At 60.7% G+C, this 18,991-nt stretch carries 23 protein-coding genes and 1 pseudogene; 1 reads left to right on the forward strand and 23 read right to left on the reverse strand.

Annotated elements, in window-relative coordinates:
• Positions 1-37: 37 nt before the first annotated feature.
• From JWU58_RS21740 to JWU58_RS21805, 14 genes are all read right to left on the reverse strand, one after another.
• A complete protein-coding gene (locus tag JWU58_RS21740; RefSeq protein WP_123443018.1) occupies positions 38-553 on the reverse strand; it encodes a phage tail protein in 516 nt (171 codons plus the stop codon).
• Positions 550-1,707, reverse strand: coding sequence for a phage tail protein (locus JWU58_RS21745; protein ID WP_123443019.1), 1,158 nt, complete (start codon positions 1,705-1,707; stop codon positions 550-552). The genes JWU58_RS21740 and JWU58_RS21745 overlap by 4 nt, the downstream gene beginning before the upstream one ends.
• Positions 1,708-1,720: 13 nt before the next feature.
• Positions 1,721-2,320: a YmfQ family protein gene (locus tag JWU58_RS21750; protein WP_206420965.1), complete on the reverse strand. Its 600-nt coding sequence runs from the start codon at positions 2,318-2,320 to the stop codon at positions 1,721-1,723.
• Positions 2,308-3,354, reverse strand: coding sequence for a baseplate J/gp47 family protein (locus JWU58_RS21755; protein ID WP_206420966.1), 1,047 nt, complete (start codon positions 3,352-3,354; stop codon positions 2,308-2,310). Before JWU58_RS21755 ends, JWU58_RS21750 begins: the two co-directional genes overlap by 13 nt.
• Positions 3,344-3,742 carry a phage GP46 family protein gene (locus JWU58_RS21760; RefSeq protein WP_071174563.1) on the reverse strand — a complete coding sequence of 133 codons (399 nt, stop codon included), beginning with the start codon at positions 3,740-3,742 and terminating at the stop codon, positions 3,344-3,346. The genes JWU58_RS21755 and JWU58_RS21760 overlap by 11 nt, the downstream gene beginning before the upstream one ends.
• Positions 3,742-4,251: a phage baseplate assembly protein V gene (locus JWU58_RS21765; RefSeq protein ID WP_016771423.1), complete on the reverse strand. Its 510-nt coding sequence runs from the start codon at positions 4,249-4,251 to the stop codon at positions 3,742-3,744. The genes JWU58_RS21760 and JWU58_RS21765 overlap by 1 nt, the downstream gene beginning before the upstream one ends.
• 142 nt (positions 4,252-4,393) lie before the next feature.
• Positions 4,394-5,437, reverse strand: a complete 1,044-nt coding sequence (locus tag JWU58_RS21770) for a phage baseplate assembly protein (RefSeq protein WP_123443022.1) — start codon at positions 5,435-5,437, stop codon at positions 4,394-4,396.
• A 3-nt stretch (positions 5,438-5,440) separates the two neighbouring features.
• Positions 5,441-6,679: a DNA circularization protein gene (locus tag JWU58_RS21775; protein ID WP_123443023.1), complete on the reverse strand. Its 1,239-nt coding sequence runs from the start codon at positions 6,677-6,679 to the stop codon at positions 5,441-5,443.
• Positions 6,676-8,442, reverse strand: coding sequence for a phage tail family protein (locus JWU58_RS21780; protein WP_206420967.1), 1,767 nt, complete (start codon positions 8,440-8,442; stop codon positions 6,676-6,678). Before JWU58_RS21780 ends, JWU58_RS21775 begins: the two co-directional genes overlap by 4 nt.
• Positions 8,443-8,572: 130 nt before the next feature.
• Positions 8,573-8,869 carry a phage tail assembly protein gene (locus tag JWU58_RS21785; RefSeq protein ID WP_024011858.1) on the reverse strand — a complete coding sequence of 99 codons (297 nt, stop codon included), beginning with the start codon at positions 8,867-8,869 and terminating at the stop codon, positions 8,573-8,575.
• Complete coding sequence (locus JWU58_RS21790; RefSeq protein ID WP_007908779.1) at positions 8,866-9,213, reverse strand: phage tail tube protein; 348 nt, start codon at positions 9,211-9,213, stop codon at positions 8,866-8,868. Before JWU58_RS21790 ends, JWU58_RS21785 begins: the two co-directional genes overlap by 4 nt.
• A 67-nt stretch (positions 9,214-9,280) precedes the next feature.
• Positions 9,281-10,777: a phage tail sheath subtilisin-like domain-containing protein gene (locus tag JWU58_RS21795; RefSeq protein WP_206420968.1), complete on the reverse strand. Its 1,497-nt coding sequence runs from the start codon at positions 10,775-10,777 to the stop codon at positions 9,281-9,283.
• Positions 10,777-10,959, reverse strand: a complete 183-nt coding sequence (locus JWU58_RS21800) for a DUF2635 domain-containing protein (RefSeq protein WP_024011856.1) — start codon at positions 10,957-10,959, stop codon at positions 10,777-10,779. Before JWU58_RS21800 ends, JWU58_RS21795 begins: the two co-directional genes overlap by 1 nt.
• Positions 10,956-11,540: a phage tail terminator protein gene (locus tag JWU58_RS21805; RefSeq protein ID WP_206420969.1), complete on the reverse strand. Its 585-nt coding sequence runs from the start codon at positions 11,538-11,540 to the stop codon at positions 10,956-10,958. Before JWU58_RS21805 ends, JWU58_RS21800 begins: the two co-directional genes overlap by 4 nt.
• A 41-nt stretch (positions 11,541-11,581) precedes the next feature.
• On the opposite strand from JWU58_RS21805, the pseudogene JWU58_RS27350 reads away from it, so the two are divergent.
• Positions 11,582-11,695, forward strand: a pseudogene (locus JWU58_RS27350) (metal ABC transporter ATP-binding protein); the annotation flags it as partial.
• A gap of 18 nt (positions 11,696-11,713) precedes the next feature.
• Here JWU58_RS27350 and JWU58_RS21810 read toward each other — a convergent pair.
• The 9 genes from JWU58_RS21810 to JWU58_RS21850 form a co-directional block, all read right to left on the reverse strand.
• Positions 11,714-12,742, reverse strand: coding sequence for a phage late control D family protein (locus JWU58_RS21810; protein ID WP_206420970.1), 1,029 nt, complete (start codon positions 12,740-12,742; stop codon positions 11,714-11,716).
• Positions 12,743-12,751: 9 nt separating this feature from the next.
• Positions 12,752-12,964, reverse strand: coding sequence for a tail protein X (locus tag JWU58_RS21815; protein WP_024011853.1), 213 nt, complete (start codon positions 12,962-12,964; stop codon positions 12,752-12,754).
• Entirely contained in the window at positions 12,957-13,340 is a 384-nt protein-coding gene (locus JWU58_RS21820; RefSeq protein ID WP_041478101.1) for a phage tail protein, read from the reverse strand. Before JWU58_RS21820 ends, JWU58_RS21815 begins: the two co-directional genes overlap by 8 nt.
• A complete protein-coding gene (locus tag JWU58_RS21825; protein ID WP_206420971.1) occupies positions 13,340-15,601 on the reverse strand; it encodes a phage tail tape measure protein in 2,262 nt (753 codons plus the stop codon). Before JWU58_RS21825 ends, JWU58_RS21820 begins: the two co-directional genes overlap by 1 nt.
• A gap of 128 nt (positions 15,602-15,729) precedes the next feature.
• Entirely contained in the window at positions 15,730-16,311 is a 582-nt protein-coding gene (locus JWU58_RS21830) for a phage tail assembly protein (protein ID WP_206420972.1), read from the reverse strand.
• 152 nt (positions 16,312-16,463) lie between these two features.
• A complete protein-coding gene (locus JWU58_RS21835; protein WP_039762530.1) occupies positions 16,464-16,970 on the reverse strand; it encodes a phage major tail tube protein in 507 nt (168 codons plus the stop codon).
• The gene (locus JWU58_RS21840; RefSeq protein WP_110645911.1) at positions 16,970-18,136 is read right to left on the reverse strand and encodes a phage tail sheath protein; all 1,167 of its coding nucleotides are present in this window, start codon (positions 18,134-18,136) and stop codon (positions 16,970-16,972) included. Before JWU58_RS21840 ends, JWU58_RS21835 begins: the two co-directional genes overlap by 1 nt.
• 2 nt (positions 18,137-18,138) lie before the next feature.
• Positions 18,139-18,324, reverse strand: coding sequence for a hypothetical protein (locus tag JWU58_RS21845; protein ID WP_039762525.1), 186 nt, complete (start codon positions 18,322-18,324; stop codon positions 18,139-18,141).
• Positions 18,325-18,422: 98 nt separating this feature from the next.
• Positions 18,423-18,971 (reverse strand): DUF4376 domain-containing protein, encoded by a 549-nt coding sequence (locus JWU58_RS21850; protein WP_206420973.1) that lies wholly within the window; start codon positions 18,969-18,971, stop codon positions 18,423-18,425.
• Positions 18,972-18,991: the final 20 nt, after the last annotated feature.

Genomic DNA, 18,991 nt, shown 5'->3' on the forward strand with positions numbered 1-18,991 from the left:
AGTGGGCTTGGGTGACGCTGAACGGAGGCTTTTCGGCTTAGTTGGAAAGGCCGCTGGCCAGCTCGCGAATGGCGACCAAAGCTTCATCACCCGCGCTGCGCGCCAGATCCATATTGCCCTTGGCTGCCTGTGCGCGAATTTGCGCTTTGGCTTTCAGGCGCAGCGTACGCAGTGCCAGCAGATGGTCGGTCAGTTGATCGGCCTTGCTCAGAATCTGCTCGGCGGCCTGTTTAGCCGTGCGCCCTTTGACCATCCACGCGGCGACTGACAGCGGCACTTCCTTTTTCGGGTAACCGGCGTCCTGATAAGCCTGCGCGTCAGCGGCGGCCTGGGCGTACTCCAAGGCTTTGAGGGGGTCGCCGGCCAGCGCGGTGCGGATGTTGTCGGCGGTGGCGTCGACTTTGGTACACAGACGTTCAGTTTCCTGCTCGTCCAGCACAGCCTGCTTATCGCCGTTCACGACCCACTTCTCACCGTCCCAGTCATGGGCGGCAGAAGGTTGAGGAAGGCGCATCTCGCCGTCGAACTGATGAAGTTCCTGAATCACGATCATCGAATTAGCTCCCACGACAGTTGGACGTTCACGGCGTCTGCAAAGTTGATCGCAATCCCGACGCTGTAGTCGGTGACAGGGTGGCTCTTGATGCCCATGCTGAGTAACAGCTCATCACTGTCGGCGTTCGACTGGCCAAGATTGTGCTCTGCCTGATAGCACTGCCACAGCGAGCGCAGATTGGCATGGTCGAAACTGGCGGCCAGCGTTGAAACCGTCACGTCGTTAACGATGTTGTTGGTGAACAACACACAAGGGGAAACCGTTGCGGGGTTCCAGCCCCCGGGGTTGTTGGAACTCCCCGTAATAATGGGCGACAGGAAGCAGTAGTTACCGCCCGCCCATCCCGTTGACGGAAAGGCAACCGACGTCACTGCCGTCGAAGACGGTGTCGGGTTGCCAGCAACCAATCGTGCAGAACGAGCATGGGGATCCAGTGGCAGGAAAATTGCGCCCGTGCCGTTGACGGTCTGGGTCCAGGTCAAGCGGGCACGGTTGTATATCGTTCGCACCGTCGGCACCGAACCCGGTGCGCCGGTCACGACCCAAGCCAGGCACATGTCCAGTGCCGTTGACTGGAAGCCGCCACCGGCGGCACCGTTTACCGTTCCTTTCAACGACTCGGGCGTCACGTCATGAATGTTGCCACGCTGCACGTAGAACGTCAGCGCACCACCAGAAACTTGCGTGCGCAGAAAGTAATGGCTGCTGGGCAACAAATCCCCGCTGCTCCAGGCCGATGTCACAAAAGTGCGCGAGCGGCCCAACTGGCCATTCACCACTTCCTGCCCCAGACTGATAAACGTACCCGCCGCGATCGAAACCTTGCCACCGCTGGTAGCGGCAGCTGCTGGGCTGACCGTCAGCCGGCCATCGGCAGTGGCCAGCGTCGGCAGCGGCAATGCCACCAACGGCAGCGCCAAATCCTGGTTCCAGCCCTTGGCCGTCACCGATTGGATCGCTTGCAACAACTGATCGTATTTCTTCTCGTCCGGTGTCAGGTCCGCCGCCTTGATCACGTTGAGAATTTCCTGCGTAACTCCGTTACCCCAATCCGCCGGAATCAACGATCCCGGCGTCCCCGTCATGGGGTTTTCATCAACAAACTTGCCATTCACCAGCCCGGCACTGGGCACACTCTTCGGATAATCCATCCCTCATCCCTCCCTAGTCATAATTGATGTGCACCTTGGTATGCGCCGGTGCGCTGCGGTGGATCAGGCATTCCAGCGCCGAGCCCGGGTTTACGCCGAAGCGCTCCCCCCAATAGCTCGCGCCGTAACGCCGGCCGAGCAGCAAGCGCCCGCCGGTATTGAGCGTCCACATGAACTGTGCTTCCCAGGTGCCCCAATGCGCCGAGCCGAAACGGGCGCGGCCCATGCGTGGGGCTTCGTGTTCGGTGATGCTGGCGTTGGGGTAACCCTGGCTTTTGGCGATGTCGAGGTAATAGCCGACAGCCTGGCTGCCGACCGCGAGCAGGCGGCGGCGTACGGCGAGGCGGCGGTCGTCGAACAGTGGCGTGGTGCCCAGGCACGGGTCGGGCAATTGCATGACGCGTTCCCAGTCCGGCACCAGTTCGCTGACGCCGGCCGGGTCCATTTCGTTGAGCAGGTCGGCGGCGCGCGCATCCAGACGGGCCAGTTCGAGGGCGACGCCTTGCAACACTTCTTCGAGTTCCGGCACGCGTTCCGGATCCCACGCCGGGCCGCTGGGAAGCAAGGCGCGCAGTTGCGCTTGGTATTGCGCGGCGGTTCTTATGCCCCCCATACGCAGCCTCCGAAGGTCAGCAGTTCGCTCTGCCCGGCCGGCACGTCAGCGGCTGGAGCAGTGAGCGTGTGATCGTATTCGCCGCCGGCGCTGCTGATGGCTTCGCGGATATGGCTGATCAGCAACGGCACGCCGAGGTCAGCCTCGCGGTTGTGCAGATCGCGCAACTGCGCTTCGACGGCGGCGCGCACGGCGGTGGTGTCCGGATTGACGCTCTTGAAGCGATACACCACCGGCACCTGAACCGGTCGCTGCATGTGCACTTCCGCGGTCACCGGACGCAGCGGTTCGATGTACTCCTGAACCTCCGCCAACTGTTCATCGTTCGGCACCGGTTGCGGATCATCGTCGCGCATGATGAACACGGTTACGGTGCCCGGGCCGAGCAAGCCACCACGGCACCACGCCCGCGTCACGCCCGGCACTTCCAATGCCCAGGTTTCGTAGTCGCTGGCCGCGCCACCGTGGGGAATCACGCGGTAGGAACGAATCACCCGCGAGCGCAGCGATTCGAGGCTTTCCCGCGCCACACCGCCGCTGAGGCCCGGCGCCAGCACCAAGAAGCTGTTGCCGACAATCCCGGCAATCGGCTGCACCGGGGTCAGCGTCAGACCGGCGTCAGCGTTGCCGAGGCTGCCGGCCTCCAACGCGGCAATTGTGGTGTTGTTGCTGCCATTGACCGTGGTGCGCGCGGCGGTGACTTTGTAGGTGCGGCCATCGTTCGCTTGCAGCAGAGTGTCGACGTCAAGCACCGCGCCGGCAGTGGCGGTAAAACTGACGCTGCCGGTAGCCACTTGCGCAGCTTTGCGCGGTTGGTTCAGGCGCAGCGCGGCGATGCGTTCCAGGGTTGACTCGTCAGCCTTGTCCGGCAGGATCTGCTCGGCAATCCAGTCGAGATAACCGTACAGACCATAAGCGGCGCCGCCGAGGGTGCGGGCGAGCACTTGCGCATCGGACTGGCGCAGCGAATCGCCGGCCAGGTCGCTTTGGGTGCGCTTGATCAGCACCGGCAGCGAAGGGGTTTCAAACGGCATAGATCACCTGCCAACTGTTATCGGGGTTGATGTCCAGACGCTCACCGTCGGCCAGGGTCAGGACCGTGCGCAGGTTCAGGCGCTGGGCGTCGAGGCGTTCGCTGAGGATGTCGATGGCGCTGCAGTGGCCGTCGTCGAGTAGCCATTGCAGGGCTTCGCGGGCATAAAATTCGGCGTCCATCTGCGTCTGCCGGGTCAGCTTGACCCGGCGCAACAGCCACAGCCGCGAGCCGATGCGATCGTCGGCAACGGTGGGAAAACTGTCGCCCCACCAGCCGAAGCGCTCCTCGTCATCGAGGGCGTCGTCATCGGCGGCGCGACGCCAGGTGAACAGGCTGATCAGCACCGCGCGGGTCAGTGCGGCATGGAGGTTCTGGCTGATGAACATCACTGACCTCCTGCCGGCGCGCCGGTCTGACCGTTACCGGCCTGGACGCCAACATGCACGTGTTTGATCTGGCTGATGCCGCCGGCCAGTTGATCACCGGTGGAGACGATCTTGCCGGTCTGGTTGATCACCGGTGTGTCGAAGTTCACCGCGCTGCTGGCGCGGATGTTCAGCGTGGCGGTTTCGATGTCGATGATCCGTCCGCGCTTGAAATGAATTTTGTCGCCCTCGTCGGTGTAGATCGCCACTTCACCGGCAGCGAGTGCTTGCAGGCGATAGCGGCGGTCGGCGATGACCAGGGCGATGGCATGGGAACGGTCGCCGCCGATGAAGGTGACGACCCCTTCGGCTCCCGCCAGCGGATGGCTGGTGAAACCGTAGGGTTCGAAGTGTTCGAGGTCGTCGTTGATTTCACCGGCGGTGAGGCGCATTTGCAGCGATTGCAGCTTGGTTGCCGAATTGGCGAGCACGACAGTGCCGCGCGCCAGCAGGCGTGTCAGTAGGCTCATGGGGTGTCCTTGAAAAGATTCGCCCGAATGGGATCAGTGTGGGAGCGAGCCTGCTCGCGAACGCGGCGGGTCAGGCGCTGTGATGTTGAGGCTGGCGACGCTTTCGCGAGCAGGCTCGCTCCCACAGGGTTCGGGGTCAGGCTCAGGTTTTTTTCGGGGGAGTCGGATCAGGATCAAAGGTATGCGGCGGCGCCACTTGCAAGGTGGTCACCGATCCCTGCGCCGACAGCGAATAAGTGACCTTGGAAATCAGCATGTCACCATCGAAATCGAGCACCGGATCCTTGACCTTGACCAGCGTGTTATGGCGCCACAAATCGCCATTGCTTTGCCGCCAGCCCTGCACCTGATAGGTGGTGGTCTGCGCGCGGCCCATGCGGGTCGCGCTTTCCCATAGAGCACGCTGCTGCGCCAACTCAAAGGTCAGTTGCGTGCCTTCATTGATCACCGTGGTGCGTCGGCGTTTGAAACTCAGGTCAGCCGCGGTCGACTCGACTTCGCTGACCGCCGCGCCGCTCTTCGCATCCGAGCCTTTTTGCTGGCCGATCACCCGGTACTCGGAGAACACCTGGCTGAAATCCATTGGCGCACTGGCCGACAGGATGTTCTTGCCCAGCTCCAGCGCATCGCTGGCGCGGCCGCCGCTGCCGGGTTTGGCCAGCACCAACTGGCCCAGCTCGTTGTCGGTGGAAAACACCCGCAGCAGCGAGAGCAATCGGTCGATCGACTGGAATGCCGTTTCACCCGGCACGATGGTGTGTTTGGCCAGGCGTGTGGTTTCGCTGATCTCGTTGACCACTGACAGCCCATATTCGCTCGCCAGATCGCGGACGATAGTCAGCAAGGGTTGTTGCTGCCATTGGCTGGGCAGGTTGCGAGCGGCGCAATCGACCAGATCCTGGGTCTTGGAACTGCCTTCGATGGTCAGGCTGATCTGCCGTCCGTCATAGCGGATCGGTGCTTTGAACACGTAACCGGTGAGCACCAGGTCCTTGCCGATTTTTACCTCGCAGGGGTCGCCGGGTTTGATCCTTTGGTCTACGGCCTGCCCTGGCCATTGCCAGGTGATGTCGAGTTTGAAAGTGCGGAACTGACGCTCCAGATCAGCGGTGATTTCGACGCTTTTCCAGCCGCCGTATTCCATATTGTTGACCGTCAGCGTGACGTGGTTATCCAACTCGTCCATGGTTCACTCCCTGGAGACTTTCACATCGCTTTGCGGGAGGTACAACGGATTGGTCACGCCGTTGCGCTGCACGACTTCGGTGACTCGCGTGGCGTCGCCAAACTGTTTGTACGCTATGACCAGTGCCGGAAGGCTTTCCTGAAAGGTTTTGCTGACCAGTCGCACGCCCGAGGATGCCACGGCCTTGAGGTGCGCAACCAAGGCATCCTGCACGTCACTGATGGCTTGATAGTGCTCAGGATCGGCCTTGTTTTTCGCCCCTTGCAGCGCCTCGACCAAATCCTTTTGCAGCGCCTGCAAATCATCCGTGGCCGGGACTTCCGGGCGGGTGACTTGCTGATGAGCTTGCTGAGCAACGGTGGGCGTCGACGGCAGTTGCATCGCTCGGGTGGCCACTGGCATCGACGCGACCCACTGCGCCACTTTGACGATCAGCGTGTCCTGCACCAGATCGGCCATCGCCTGCGCTGCGGCATTGGTGTCCTTGCCGGTGGTGATCTTCGGCGCATCGGCCTTGCGAATCGCTTCGAGTTGCTGCGACACGTCGGCGATCACGCCCCGGTAGCCTTCCTTGGCGAACGCTTTCAGTTCCTTGATATCGCCGAGCAAACCCTTGAATTCCGCCGCCACTTCCTTGGGCAGTTCCTTCACGGCTTTGACCAGTTCAGTGATCTGCCGGTACTGCTCGATCAAAGGTTTCAATTGCTCCTTGATCACGTCATAGACGCCGGTAAGGCTGTTGCGCAGGTTGGTGATGCCGATCCGCGCAGCCTTGATCAGCGTCATCGCCTGTTCGAAACGCGCCACCGCTGAACCCAGCAGACCGTCGGCCTTGGCCAGCAGCACTTTCTGCGTGCTGACCGTGGCGGTCGGAAACGGCAGGGGTTGGTCGGGATAGAACTTCAAGGCGAACGTCACCAACCCACCGTCCTGGCGGGTGTGGGTCATGTCGCATTCGCCGACCTTGACTTGCAGGCGTCCAAGCCACGGATGCACCAGCTCGCCACGGCCCTGCTCCAGCGCCTTGAGCAGCTTGTCGCGCTGCTCAAGGCAATCGGGGCCGATGATGAACGCGGTCAGATCGTGAGTCTTGGCCTGCTGGCCGAGGTCCTCGAAAAACGGCAGGTCGCGTTGCGGGTATTCATGCAACTGCCCTTTGCGACCGACCGGGGTTTTCGCCTGGTCGATCCAGAAACCGACACCGCGAAAGGATGCCGGCAATAAACGGTCACGCCAGTTCATTGGGAACCTCCCATCGACAGCGAGCGATAGCCGATGCGTGAAGACACGGCCAGGCCAGGTTGATTGGTTTGCGGTTGTTCGGTGCGCAGGCCTGCCGGCGCATTCTCGAAGCGCACGGTCAGCCCGCCTTGGAGCTGCGTACGGTTGTTGGCGGCGCTCTGCTGGATCAGCGCGCTGGAGGTTTGTGGCAACGAACCGCTTTGCAGTGTGCCGTTGCCAGCAGGCGCCGGACTGGCAGCGAAGAACGCCGGCGCCAGTTCGCCTTTGCCTTCGGCATTGGTTTGGCGTTGTGCTTCAGTGAGAGTTTCAACCTTGCCGGTGACCTTGGCGATCAGTCCGGCGAAGCCACCGTCGAACAACTCCTTGATCGGCGCGATGACGGTTTGCAGCTTTTGCCACAACTCGCCGAACCACTCGGTGATCGGCCCCCAACTCTCGATGATCTGATCCAGCGGTTTCCATTCGAACAGGCTGTGCAGAAAGTCCACGACCGGCGCGGACAGCGCCAACACAACGCCCCAGAGCGCCGAAAAGACCTCACCGATCGGCTGCCAATACTGGGCAATCTGCTCCAGCGGTGACCACTCGAACAGGCTGGTGAAAAAGCCTCTGACTCGCTGCACAGACGTTTGCAGCGCCATCCAGATCGGTTCGAAGAACCCGACAACTCCACCCCAGGCGCTGGTGAGCATTTCCATCGGGAAAAAATCGAACAGCGTGCGCAGGATATCCCGGGTGCTTTGTACGGCCGATTGCAGCGTGGTGAAAATCGGTTCGAAGAACGTCACGACACCACCCCACGCATCGGTAATCATCTGCATTGGCGAGAAATCGAACAGGTTTCTGAGAAACGCCATCACCGGCACACTCAAGGCCTTGAGCAATTCCCAGATCGCCGAGAACAGGCCGGTCAGCGGCCCCCAGTTTTCGATGATCATCCCCGCAGGCGACCACGCGAAAACCGACTTGAAGAAGTCGATCACTGGCGCCGTTACGGCCATCACCTTGTCCCAGACTCCGGAGAAAAATCCGGTGACCGGTTCCCACAACGCCGCCAGTGCCGCCAGCGGTCGCCAGTCAAGTACCGAGCGCAACGTCGCCATCGCACTCGCCCCGGCGTTTTTCACGCCTTCCCACATCCCTGTGAAAAACGCGCTGATCGGTGTCCAGTTGGCCACGATCAAACCGGCCGCCACGGCAATGCCCAGGGCGATCAGCATGATCGGGTTGGTCTTGAGCACCATGCTCATGACGTCCATCACCTGGGTCATACCGGTGACCGCGGTTTGCATGGCGGAGAAGGCAATCGCCCCCGCCGCCAGGCCCTCGACCAGTTTCGGATTGTCGGCGAGCAGGCTGCCGACCTGCGTCAGCATCGGCTCCAGTCCGACCACCAAGGCCCCCACCGCCGGCACCAGTGCAGCGTCCACCGCCGCCGAAACCTTCTGCATCGACGCACTGAACACGTTCATGTTCTGCGTGGCAGCAGTCGGCGCGGCGGGCAGGTCGACGGTTTTCGCCGTGTCGCTGACTTCGCTCAATTTTCCCTGGAACGCTGCGGCCGATTTGATGCCGTCTACAAACGGCGTGATCACGCTGCCGCCGTTGAACAGACCACTGATGTCCAGTTTGCCGAGGCCGGTCTGCTCGAGATTGTTTTTAAAACTCTCAACCTTCATGCGCAGGGCGCCCAGTTTGGGCGAGAGTTCATCGATGCCGGTGATCAGCACCGGTTTCGGGGTTTTCTTCTCTTCGTCTGCCATCACTGCACCTGCTGCATCGCATTGATCCGTTGCGCGTGCTCCAGCGATTCGCGGAGCACATCCAGTGGCCTGGCCATCATCTGTTCGGGGTCAACCTTCCAGAACCAGGCCAGGTCATAGGCGACGGCGATCAGGTCGGTGATGGCGCCGACGCCGCACTCATGAAAAAACTCGCGACGGCCCAGCTCAGCGCATTGAGGTCAGCCAGATCGAGCTGGTTGACCGACGACGGCGGGATGCCGGCGCATACGGCGATGTATTTGGCCGCCACGTCCATGTCGAGGCTGACTTCTTCGCTCTTGTCGATCTTGTACGGCAGCGCCTTGATCGCTCGCACTTCCTGCACCGTCGGACGGCGCAGAACGAGTTCGGTCAGAGGCTCGCCGTGGGCTTCGATTGCTACTTGAAGCTTCACGGCGGCGCTCATTGCCAGGTCCCCTTGATGCCTTCGAATTTCAGCTCGATGGTGGCGTCATCGCCTTTGGAGACGGGTTCTTCGACCAGATAGGCGCCGGCCAGCACGTAGACTTTGCCGTTGCTGAATTCGCAGGTGACGGTGATATCGGTGCCTTCGATCAGCTTCTTCAGCGGGAAGTCGGCGGTGTGCAGCGCGGTCACTTTGAACGACGGTGCGATGTCGGTTTCCTTGTAGAAACCGGGCACGACGGTTTCACGTTTGACGGCCATCAGCGGCGCTTCGCAGCCGCCATTGATGGTCAGTTGTGCGCCGTCGACCTTGACGTAGCAGGTGCCTGCAATCAGTTGACCCATGGTGTTTCTCCCTTCAAATAAAAAGCCCACGCGAGGTGGGCTGAATGCTTAACGCCGACTGCGCGGATCAGGCCGCGTCGTCGTACTGCAGACGGAACTGGTTGAGCAGTGCGAACACGCGCAGGCCGTTGATGTAATCCGGCGGGAACAGCACGTTCACGCGGCTCGGGTCCTGCACGTCGCGCTCGACAATCAGGTGCTCGGCGAACAGCTCGGCGTTCTCCACGTGGCCTTCGAGTTCGAGTTTGGCGTACTGCGCGATCAGCTCACCGCGAATGGTCGCTGGCGTGACGATCGGTTGGCCGGCGCCGAAACGGGTGCCGTCGGAGGCCAGTTTGTGGCGGCCGTATTTGCTGGTGATCACGCTTTGCAGACGACGCACGATGAACGCCGACTGGTGCATGGTTTCGCTGTCCAGATAGGAGTTGTCGGCCTGGCCGTAGGCGTTCTTCTGGTAGGTGGTGATCGAGCGCTGGATGCGCACGTAACCGCCTTCGTAGTACGCGGTGGCGATGCCGTAGTTGAGCAGCGACTGACGCTCGGTCAGGGTGAAGCGCTCGCTGGCCGGCGCCGGGTCAACACCCGGCAGGCTGCCGCTTTGCGTCGGACGGCTGGCGTCGGCGGAGATGAACACCGCCGTGCGCGCAGCCAGCGCGGCGGCCTGCACCCAGAACGGTTGCGGTACGCCCGGCTCCAGCGCCTGAATGGTCATGTGCTGATCGTTGCGGGCCTGGCCTGCGGCGACCAGAGTGCCAACGGTGCCGCGCTTGGCGCTGTAGACGTGACCGAACAGTTGCTTGGCCCACGACCAGCGACCGGTGCTGTCATCCATGACCGCTTGCCAGGTATTGAGGGTCGCCAGATCGGACCACGGCAAGGCGATGAATTCGAATGGCTCATCGCCTAGAGCCGCGACGGCGGCGATCTGATCCGGCACACCGGCGCCGCCGATCATGGCGGTGATTGCGCTGGTCAGACCGGCCGGAGTTTCTTCGCCGTTGCTCTTGCCCAGGCGATTGAATTGCAGGCTGATGTCGTTGCCGCTGTCGCCGGTCCATTTGGCGGTCAGGGTGACCACGCCTTCTGCAGCGGCTGCGCTGACCGGCAGGTCGGCAGTGGCGTTGATTTTCTGCGCCAGTGCGGTTGCCGCTTGCGCGGCGGTGGCGCCGTTGACCACGGTTGCCTGCACACGCACGCCGCCGACATACAGGTTGAGCATGCCCGCCTGAGTTGCGGTGCCGGTCAGGGTCAACACACCTTTGGCGATAGCGCCTTCAGTGTTGTGCAGCGGCAGGCACCAGATCTCGCCGATCGGGTCAGCCTTGCGGAAGGTTTCGTACATCGAGGCGAGCATCGAGCCCTGGCCGCCGATGCTTTTCGCCAGCGCCACGCTGGAAACCAGCACCAGTTTGCCGACTTCAGTCGGGGCAATATTGTCGTTGACCTGCGCGACGATCAAACGGCGCATGGCCGAGGTCGCGCTGTTGGCGGCCGAGTTGTCCATTTCGGCATAGAACAGCGGCACACGAATGTCCGCCGGGATGTTGCTGAATCCGATCGCCATTATTTGGCTCCCTGTGGTTTAGCCGCTTTTGCGGTTTTGAGTGTGATATCGCCGTCGGCCAGACGCCGGCGCCACCAGGCGCTGTCCAGCACTTCACGGCCTGCAGCCGGCAACAGGTCGCCGGCCTCCGGGTCAGGTACGACACGGCCAGCGGCCGGCACTACGGTGATGCGGTTGCTCATGGGGTTACGTCTCCAGAGAAAGTCATTTCCACCCGGCCATCCGGGCCCGGGCGGTGCAGATTGGGGTCGGTCGGATCGATCGCATCGACCCGCACCGTCATCCCGGTAAAAGACGACAAAGCGTCCAGTTCGCGCTCGTGCCAACTCTCCGCAGGCTGACTTGGCAGATTGCGGCCGAGCTGGAACCCGGCATAAAAACGCAGCCGATAGAAGGCACGGCTGCTGTTGATCGAGACCATCTCGCCGCCGTCGTAGGCGATGGCGCTGTAGTCGGCATCGGGCTTGAACCCCACCAGCGCGCGCCACAGTTCGGCGCGCAGGTCGTGCAACAGATCCAGCGCTTTTGTAGCGTCGGTGGCGTCAAGGGCCAGGACGATTTCGAAGCGATCGCGGATTGGTTGGGTGGTGAGGTTTTGGGCGGTGCTGTTGCTGGCCAGATCGGCGATTGGCAGCACGTGGGCCGAAGGTGTTGGCAGATCCGGGTTGCTTTGCAGCAACGCCAGATCGACACCCACCGAAATGTGATTGGCAAGCCCAGGGCATTGCCCACGCAATTGCGTGAGGATCGGGGTGATCTTCATGGGGGTGTTCCAGAGTTGAGTCAAATGCGGTCTGCAGATCACTGCAAACACCTGTGGGAGCGAGCTTGCTCGCGAAAGCGGTGTATCAGTCGAATCGTGTTTTGAATGACAGAATGCATTCGCGAGCAAGCTCGCTCCCACAGGTATCTTCACCGCTGTGAAATTGAGGTGAATCAGTCTTTGGAATCGGCCTTCGGATCCAGGCACGACGCATCAATCAGGCAGCGATAGCTGTTCTCGCGACTGCCGCTGGCGGTGACCTTGTCGATCGACCAGCGTCCGCGCATGAAGTCCGGCCAGCTCTCATCAAGCAACAGCAGACCTTCGGCCGCCAGGCGTGGATCGCCCGGGCAGGTGATTTTCACTTTGTACCTCTGGCGCAACATCTTGCGTACTTCGCCCTCGGCTACTGCGATGGCATCCGCTTCGCTGGGCTGCTTCTGGCGCAGCGTCTTGAACGGCGCTACGCCCGTCTCGACCCAACGCAACACCCCGGCCGCCGCATCCCAGAAACAGGTCTTGCAGCCCTTGGCCTGCTCGCGGGCCGATTCTTCCAGCGTGGCGCTGATGAATGCGTGATCACCGGGACGATTGTTGTGGGTAACCGAGAGCGTCACGTCCGGCAGAATCTGCCCCGACAACGACTTGGTCTGCCCGGGCCGCGCCAGCACATAGACATCGCCATACGGCTTGGCGACGACATTGTATTTTTTCGCCAGCCGCGTGACGAAACCCATATCAGTTTCGTTGGACTGGTCGATGTGCTCGATGCGGATCAACGAAATCTCCGGCGCGACCCGTGGCGAAAAGCCGTGCAGCTCCACCAGCTTGCGAAATAATCCACCCAGCGTCGTTGGCCCATGACTGGCGGTGCGGCGCTGCTTGAAGCCGGTTTCATCATCCTTGCTGAACGGCGCCGCGGTGGCCACTACGGTCAGGCGAAACGGAAAAAGTGTCGGCGTCAGACGCGTCACTTTGAACTGGCCTTTATCGACCATTGCGGTTTCTCGATAACCGACTTGCAGGCCAATTTTTCCACCCAGACTCGGCAGCCCTTCAAGGCCCTCGAGATCGATGGTCAGCGTCAGCTGATCGGACTCGAAACCGGCGGCATCGATGTGCTCCCAACTGATCAGGCGTTGATTGAGCAGGGCCGCGTTGGCCCCGTAGATATTCACTGCCGGCGTGAATCCCAGTGCCATGCAACCTCCTTAATCCCAGGCCGTCGCCGCCTTGATCACGGCAGGTTTCACATCCAGTTCCGGTAGCACGATCCAGACGCCGGCGGGCAGAATCGGTCCGTGTTCGGCCAGGGTCGGGTTGAGCTTCCACAGCGCTTCTTCGGCAGCGTCATCACTGCGCCCGATTTCGCGGTAGAGCAGCAGATTCACCGAATCACCGGCCACGCTTCGTGCTTTACGCATTGTTGAACTCCGCTAATTCGATGACCCAATCGACTACCATCGCCGTACCGTCATCGATGATCTGGGTCTGGGTTTCCTGAACGCTACTGATCCGCCACAGGCCCCAGTTTCGACCAATCCCGTCGATCAACGGCAGCGGGATACGCAGCGCCTGCAAAGCTCGCAATTCATCGAGCCGATCCATGGCTACGGCGTACATCGACTTGCCGGTAATGGTCAGGGTTTCCGGTTTCTGTCCTGTCTGGCTGGACTTGGGTTTGCTGGTGAGGATCTGTATCTCGGTCCAGCCGCCGTCAGACTTGCGCAGCAACTGGTGGTACGCAAAGTTGCGCGACAGGCCGAAGATGAAACTGCCCAATGCCATTTGTTGTTTCATCAGGCGACTCCATCGGTCAGGGCTGCGTCGCGGCGGGTGGCGAGGGGGTTGGTACTCATTGTCGACATGAACTGAGTACTGAAATGGTTTTGCATCACTTGAGAGATCACCGCGCCAACTTTTTCCGAGCTGGCGATTTCGCTGCCGCTGATCTGAATCGACGGCGCATAGGTGATCTGCTGGTTTTGCGTCTGAGCGTTGCTCAGGTCCTTGGCCACTTGCGCGGGAGGCGCGAGTTTGTCCTCGGCAGGCTTGCCCCATTGTTCACCGACGTAAGAACCGAGCATTCCGCCCAGAGTCCCACCGAGGAATGTCCCAATACCGGGCGCAATGAAAGTACCGATCGTGGCGCCAATGGCAGTGCCGGCCAGCTCGCCGGCGGCACCTTTGACCGCTTGGTCATCGCCTTCGCGCCAACCTTTCAGTCCGGTATAGGCCGCGTGCGCAATGGCCAGCGGCGCTCCCAGTTTTACCGCCGGCAGCGCTTGGGCGATTTTTGGCATGACCTTGGCGCCAACGCTTTCGACCAAGGGCATAAGCTTGGCAACGGGCCCTTTGAGTCGCGATACCATCTCGCTGTTGCCCAAGCCATCGGCGAACAGTTTGAAGCCCATTTTGATGTCATCAAACAGAGGCGCGACCTTGGCCGTGAGCCCCCCCAAACGACTGCTCCCACTGGCGCGTGGAACTGTCGTGCGCGCCGATGTTCTGGCCGGCGAGCGTCGACCCGGTCGACGACCCGCTCGTTTGTTTTTCCGCCTGCCATCAGAGACATCGTCACCGACGATGGCATCAGCAATATCGGGGGGTAATCGCGTCGTCGCCAGACGTAACAGCTTCGCGGAAACGGTGTCGAGGACTGAGGCAACGCCGGTTTTCAGCGCCCCTCCAACAAAAGGAAGAGCAGCGGCACCAAGCAGAACCAATCCTGCAGTAAGCGCCGGGAAAGCCTCCGCCGCAGTACTCACGCCATTGGCCAGCGCGGTGAGCACTACTGCGGCACCATCGGCCAACGGCGCCAATGCAGTGCCGAATGCGGTGGTCATCCGGGTCAGACTCGCATCGAGCGCATTCCAGCGCCCTTGCGACGTATTGCCAAATACTTCGGCGGATTTCGCGGCGGCCCCCGAATCGGCGCCCAGTTCCGATGTCGCGTATTGGCGCTTGTCGGCCACTTGGGAGAATGCGTTTTTTACATCCTCTGGTTTCTTCAGCAGTTCAAGGACTCTGACGTCGTTTTCGCCAAACAGCGTCTTCGTCAATGTTGCCCGTTCTTGCAGCGGTTGTTTATTGAGTGCCGCAAGCACCGAGTTGATGGCAGCGGGAGCGTCCTTGCGCATCTCTCCTGCCAACGATTCGGGATTCAACCCTAACTGGCTCAGAGCCGTACGTTGCTCCGTCGATGCATCTGCGCCCTTCGCCAGCAGCGAAGTAATACCCTTCAACGCGGCGCTGGCGCCCTCCTTGTCTGCGCCACTGTTGAGCAGTGCCGCCGCAAACGCGGCCGCTTGTTCCGGAGTCATACCGGCAGTAATTGCAGCCTCGCCGGAACGTTGCACGACCGAACCGATGTCGGCGGCTTTGGCATCCAGGCCACTGTTGCCGAGATAGCTCGTTGCATCGGCCAGATCCTGGCTCTGATAGCGATCCAGCTTCAGCGATGAACGCCAGGCCGCCAACATCTCGCCAGCCGTTTTGACGTCCATACTGAACGCCGCTGCGTTGATCGCGGCATCACGGGAGAACCACTTCAGCTCGTTCGCCCGTTGGTCACCCTTGGCGCCATCGGCAATACCGGATCGTGCTGCGGCGACTTGAACTTGCAACAGGTCAGCGTTGGTGGCACCACTGGCCGCCACCTGTTTCTCGCTGGCGAGTTCCAGAGTGCTTTGTGAATGCGTTTGCAGCTGGTCGTTGCTCATCTTGAGCAACTGATTGAGTTCAACCAGCGCAGTCTCGTTGGCCATCGCCGGCTGCATCAGCTTCGGCGGCGGACGCTGCTCGATCCCGGCGTTGAGTTTTGACTTTGGTTCGCTCGTCGCGACCGGTGCAGCGCCAGCCTTGAATAGCGATTGCTGGCTTGCCAACAACTCGCGAAGCTTGATCTGTTCCTGGGTCAGCAAACGAATATCCACGCTTGCCAACGCTAGCGTCACATTCAAATCCTGCAGCGGTTTGCCGAGGTTGTCGGGCAACGAAAATCCGTCCGTTGCATTGCCGCTCTCACCGGCGTACGTGAGTGCATATTTGCTCTCTGCCATGCCGCTCTACTCCTGTTTCACGCCAAGGCGAGTGATCGCTATGTCGTAGCGGCGCAACGCCTTTTCGGCGTCCCATTCCAGAATCTCCGCTTCACTTACCGGGTAAATGAGCGGGACGATATCGAGGATTACTTCGATGTCGCGTTCCGAAAGTAGGCCGCCGGCTGGTTTAAAAAATCGTCGATGCGCACCTGCAATTGCGTCCAGTCGGGGACGGTCAGCTGGGCCAGATCGGGGATCATCAGGCCGGTGCAGTGGGCAGTGATGAATTCGGCGCGTTCCTTGGCCGTTTTCAGTTTCTTCATCACTTTGGTGGCGCGCAGCACGGGCATTTCCAGGCTCAGCGAAGTCACGGTGCGGCCGGTCACGGCGAGCGGTTGCAGCAATTGCACTTGATCGGGATCGTCGGATTTCTCCGCGTCCTCGATCTGGTCGAGAAAGTACGCACTCGGCCGGGTCGACATCTCATGGACGTACTGAGCAATGCTCACGTAGTCCGGGCGTTTGAGCTGATCGAGTTCCTTGACCGACAGGCCGGTGGCGAGCAGCGCCAGCTCGAAGAACTGATCGTCTTCGTCATCGCCGGCGCGTTCCAGCGCTTCTTTCTGTGCGGCGTAGAGCAGCGGTTTGAGCTGGATCGATTCGATCTGCGAACCATCGTCGCCGGTGATCGGCGACAGCAGTTCGTGTTGGGGTGGCATCCACGGCATGTATGAATTCCTTGGTGATTCGTTAGATCCACTGTGGGAGCGAGCTTGCTCGCGAAGGCGTCGGGTCAGTCAACATCGTTGTTGAACATCAGACCGCTTTCGCGAGCAAGCTCGCTCCCACAGGGTTTTGTGATTTGCCGGTAAGCCGAGGTTTACGGCATCAACACCGCACGCCGTGCATCACCAAGGATGTCGACGCCGTTGAGCACGAACTTCTGCGTGCGCACGTCGATGTCGATCACCGGCACGCCGTTTTCCAGGCGGTTATAGGTGCGGCAGGACAGTTCCAGATTGGTCTTGGGCTTCTCGCCCATTTTCACTGCGGTTTCCTCAAGGGATTTCAACTGGCCGCCGACGGTGTGGTAGGTGAACCAGGTGTTGCCGTCCTGATCCTGACCGGCTTCACGCACGTTCAGCAGGATGTCGTCGCCGAGCTTCACGCCCAGCGCCAGCAATACTTCGGCGCCGAGGCCTTGCAGGGTCAGCTTGGCGCCGAGCGCTTTGCCGCCCTTGGCCATTTCTTCGACGATGAAGCGCCCGCCGCGCATCTCTTCCATGTCGAATTCGATTTTCGGCGGGGTGAATTCCTCAACGGTCGCCGACAATGGCAGACCTTGCAGGGTGGCCGCGATGGCCTGTCTTACGCGGTTGGTAAACATTAGAGAACGTCCTCCAGGAACTGCTCGATGATTTCATCGCGGGCGTTGAGTTGATAAACCATGTGTTCGTTCGGCGCGTAGCGGCCGTAGTCGATGACCACGTACCAGGTGCCGTTCTTGTACTTCTCGACGCTGTTGAGTTCCGGGTGCAGATACACGCTGCCGCCGGGAATGGTTTCGTCGGCGACCAGGGTCTGCAGCCAGTCGTTGATGCGCTTGACCTCCTGATCCATGAAGGATTTGGTGAGGTTCTTGGCCATGGCTTTCTGGCCGGCCTTGACCAGCTTGCGGCTGATCGCATCTTCGAGGCCGACGTAGCTGATGAACTTGCCGGTGATCGAGCGGTTACCCAGCAGCGAGAAGCCGCCAAGCACGGTGCGAGCGTAGTAGCTGACGCCGTAACGGTTGAGCAGATCGCCTTCGGTGGACGTGTCGAGGATGTTGTACTCGACGACCCGCGAAACATCTTCGGCGAAGGTCACCTGGTTGCCCGGGCTCTCCCACTGCTTGACCTTGGCCAGCGCGGCAATCGCCAGACTGGACGGCGACAGGAAGACGTTTTTCTTCGCCGCTTTCGAATACACGGCGGGCATGTTGTGCACCACCAGGCAACGGTCGAAACCGAGTTCGGCGCCGCCGAGTTCCTGGCTGTACAGCACCTGATCGGCCACCGACACATCCTTGCCGTCCAGCACCACGCGGGCCTTGATGCGCTTGCCGAACGCGGCGAACTCGCCGGCTACCGCTTTGCTGCCGGTAAAGCCCGGCGCGCCGATGATGGTCAGGTCTTCCGGGACACTGCCCAGCGCCGCCAGACCGAGCTTGCGACCGGTCGCCGGCTCGACACCGCCGATCACATTGTTGACCGTGTCGGCCGGAGTCGCGCCTGCTTCGACAATGACCACGTATACCGGCACCTTGACCACTTTGAGGATCTGGTAAACCGCGTGATACAGCGTGCCCTCTTCCGACCCAGTCGGATCGAGCAGCGCATGGGTGGTGAAGCTGTTGATGCGAAACGGCGCGTTTCGCGGAATCAGCGGATCGGCTTTCGGCGCGGTGCCGACCAGACCGATGACGTTGTCACCCAGGCCACCCATGGCCTCGGGGGATTCAGTGGCATTGACGGTAATGCCGTTGTGCTCGAAGTTCAGAACCTCAGCCATGTTCAGTCAGCCTTCTTGGCAGCGGCCTTTTTGGCCTGGGTGATAGGGGTTTTCGGCTCAAGTCGACCGGCAAAGTGCAAGGCACTGGCCTCGACATCGAGCAGATCGAGTTCTTGACCAACGCTCGACCAGTGCCCACCGCCGGTGGGGAATGGAACGAGCACGGTGTAGGTTTGGCGGGTTGCCATTTTTCGTTTCTCCATAAACGGGAAAGCCCCTCAAGAGGAGGGGCTTGGGCGGGTGTTAAGTAGTTTTAAGCGGATTAGAAAACGCCCCGGGGGGGCGGTTATTGAAGCGCTGTAACCGACGTGCCCGCAGAAGAGTCGGGCCAGCCATCCTTGAGCATTTCGTCCACGTAAATACCGGCTTCAAACGCATTCAAAAGCTCTAGCTCCCGATCAAAACAGGCTTGGACGTGAGCACGGACTGCTTTGGCAATGACCAGGATTTGCGTCGCGTCGATTTGGATAAATCCATCCAGCGTTTTGAAGTTGCAACGATATTCAGGGTCTAGAACCGCTGCCAGTCCGGTACTGGAGATGAGTGCTTGGCTGTCACGAGTTGTTTCTACCCTTACCCCCTTTACAGCGATGCCGCGTATTTCGTGTAGGAACCGCGTTGCCGCGAAAAGCTCGGGGTAATTTGGCTCCGCTATCGCAAACGGTACTTTTACGACTTGCCCGTCCACTAGTCTCCACTCACCCGTTTGATCGCTTCTCGTCGCGAAAAAAACTTCATCGCTCAGTTCGATCGCTTGTTCAGGGATGACGGAGTGAAGCGCCGAGTCATAACGTCCGGTCAATTGACCGGTCTCACTAAATGTTGCGAACTTCATTGTTAATCCTCAACCAGTTC

The organism is Pseudomonas atacamensis, assembly GCF_017167965.1.
Classification (GTDB): Bacteria; Pseudomonadota; Gammaproteobacteria; order Pseudomonadales; family Pseudomonadaceae; genus Aquipseudomonas; species Aquipseudomonas atacamensis.

Bases quoted from the DNA above. Each gene is read 5' to 3' on its own strand.
- JWU58_RS21750 (WP_206420965.1), bottom strand. From the start codon at position 2,320: ATGGGGGGCATAAGAACCGCCGCGCAATACCAAGCGCAACTGCGCGCC.
- JWU58_RS21810 (WP_206420970.1), bottom strand. From the start codon at position 12,742: ATGGCACTGGGATTCACGCCGGCAGTGAATATCTACGGGGCCAACGCG.
- JWU58_RS21850 (WP_206420973.1), bottom strand. From the start codon at position 18,971: ATGAAGTTCGCAACATTTAGTGAGACCGGTCAATTGACCGGACGTTAT.
- JWU58_RS21755 (WP_206420966.1), bottom strand. From the start codon at position 3,354: ATGCCGTTTGAAACCCCTTCGCTGCCGGTGCTGATCAAGCGCACCCAA.
- JWU58_RS21820 (WP_041478101.1), bottom strand. From the start codon at position 13,340: ATGAAACAACAAATGGCATTGGGCAGTTTCATCTTCGGCCTGTCGCGC.
- JWU58_RS21830 (WP_206420972.1), bottom strand. From the start codon at position 16,311: ATGCCGTGGATGCCACCCCAACACGAACTGCTGTCGCCGATCACCGGC.
- JWU58_RS21770 (WP_123443022.1), bottom strand. From the start codon at position 5,437: ATGGACGAGTTGGATAACCACGTCACGCTGACGGTCAACAATATGGAA.
- JWU58_RS21795 (WP_206420968.1), bottom strand. From the start codon at position 10,777: ATGGCGATCGGATTCAGCAACATCCCGGCGGACATTCGTGTGCCGCTG.
- JWU58_RS21790 (WP_007908779.1), bottom strand. From the start codon at position 9,213: ATGGGTCAACTGATTGCAGGCACCTGCTACGTCAAGGTCGACGGCGCA.
- JWU58_RS21780 (WP_206420967.1), bottom strand. From the start codon at position 8,442: ATGGCAGACGAAGAGAAGAAAACCCCGAAACCGGTGCTGATCACCGGC.
- JWU58_RS21765 (WP_016771423.1), bottom strand. From the start codon at position 4,251: ATGAGCCTACTGACACGCCTGCTGGCGCGCGGCACTGTCGTGCTCGCC.
- JWU58_RS21845 (WP_039762525.1), bottom strand. From the start codon at position 18,324: ATGGCAACCCGCCAAACCTACACCGTGCTCGTTCCATTCCCCACCGGC.
- JWU58_RS21785 (WP_024011858.1), bottom strand. From the start codon at position 8,869: ATGAGCGCCGCCGTGAAGCTTCAAGTAGCAATCGAAGCCCACGGCGAG.
- JWU58_RS21840 (WP_110645911.1), bottom strand. From the start codon at position 18,136: ATGGCTGAGGTTCTGAACTTCGAGCACAACGGCATTACCGTCAATGCC.
- JWU58_RS21800 (WP_024011856.1), bottom strand. From the start codon at position 10,959: ATGAGCAACCGCATCACCGTAGTGCCGGCCGCTGGCCGTGTCGTACCT.
- JWU58_RS21815 (WP_024011853.1), bottom strand. From the start codon at position 12,964: ATGCGTAAAGCACGAAGCGTGGCCGGTGATTCGGTGAATCTGCTGCTC.
- JWU58_RS21835 (WP_039762530.1), bottom strand. From the start codon at position 16,970: ATGTTTACCAACCGCGTAAGACAGGCCATCGCGGCCACCCTGCAAGGT.
- JWU58_RS21745 (WP_123443019.1), bottom strand. From the start codon at position 1,707: ATGGATTATCCGAAGAGTGTGCCCAGTGCCGGGCTGGTGAATGGCAAG.
- JWU58_RS21825 (WP_206420971.1), bottom strand. From the start codon at position 15,601: ATGGCAGAGAGCAAATATGCACTCACGTACGCCGGTGAGAGCGGCAAT.
- JWU58_RS21760 (WP_071174563.1), bottom strand. From the start codon at position 3,742: ATGTTCATCAGCCAGAACCTCCATGCCGCACTGACCCGCGCGGTGCTG.
- JWU58_RS21740 (WP_123443018.1), bottom strand. From the start codon at position 553: ATGATCGTGATTCAGGAACTTCATCAGTTCGACGGCGAGATGCGCCTT.
- JWU58_RS21775 (WP_123443023.1), bottom strand. From the start codon at position 6,679: ATGAACTGGCGTGACCGTTTATTGCCGGCATCCTTTCGCGGTGTCGGT.
- JWU58_RS21805 (WP_206420969.1), bottom strand. From the start codon at position 11,540: ATGAAGATCACCCCGATCCTCACGCAATTGCGTGGGCAATGCCCTGGG.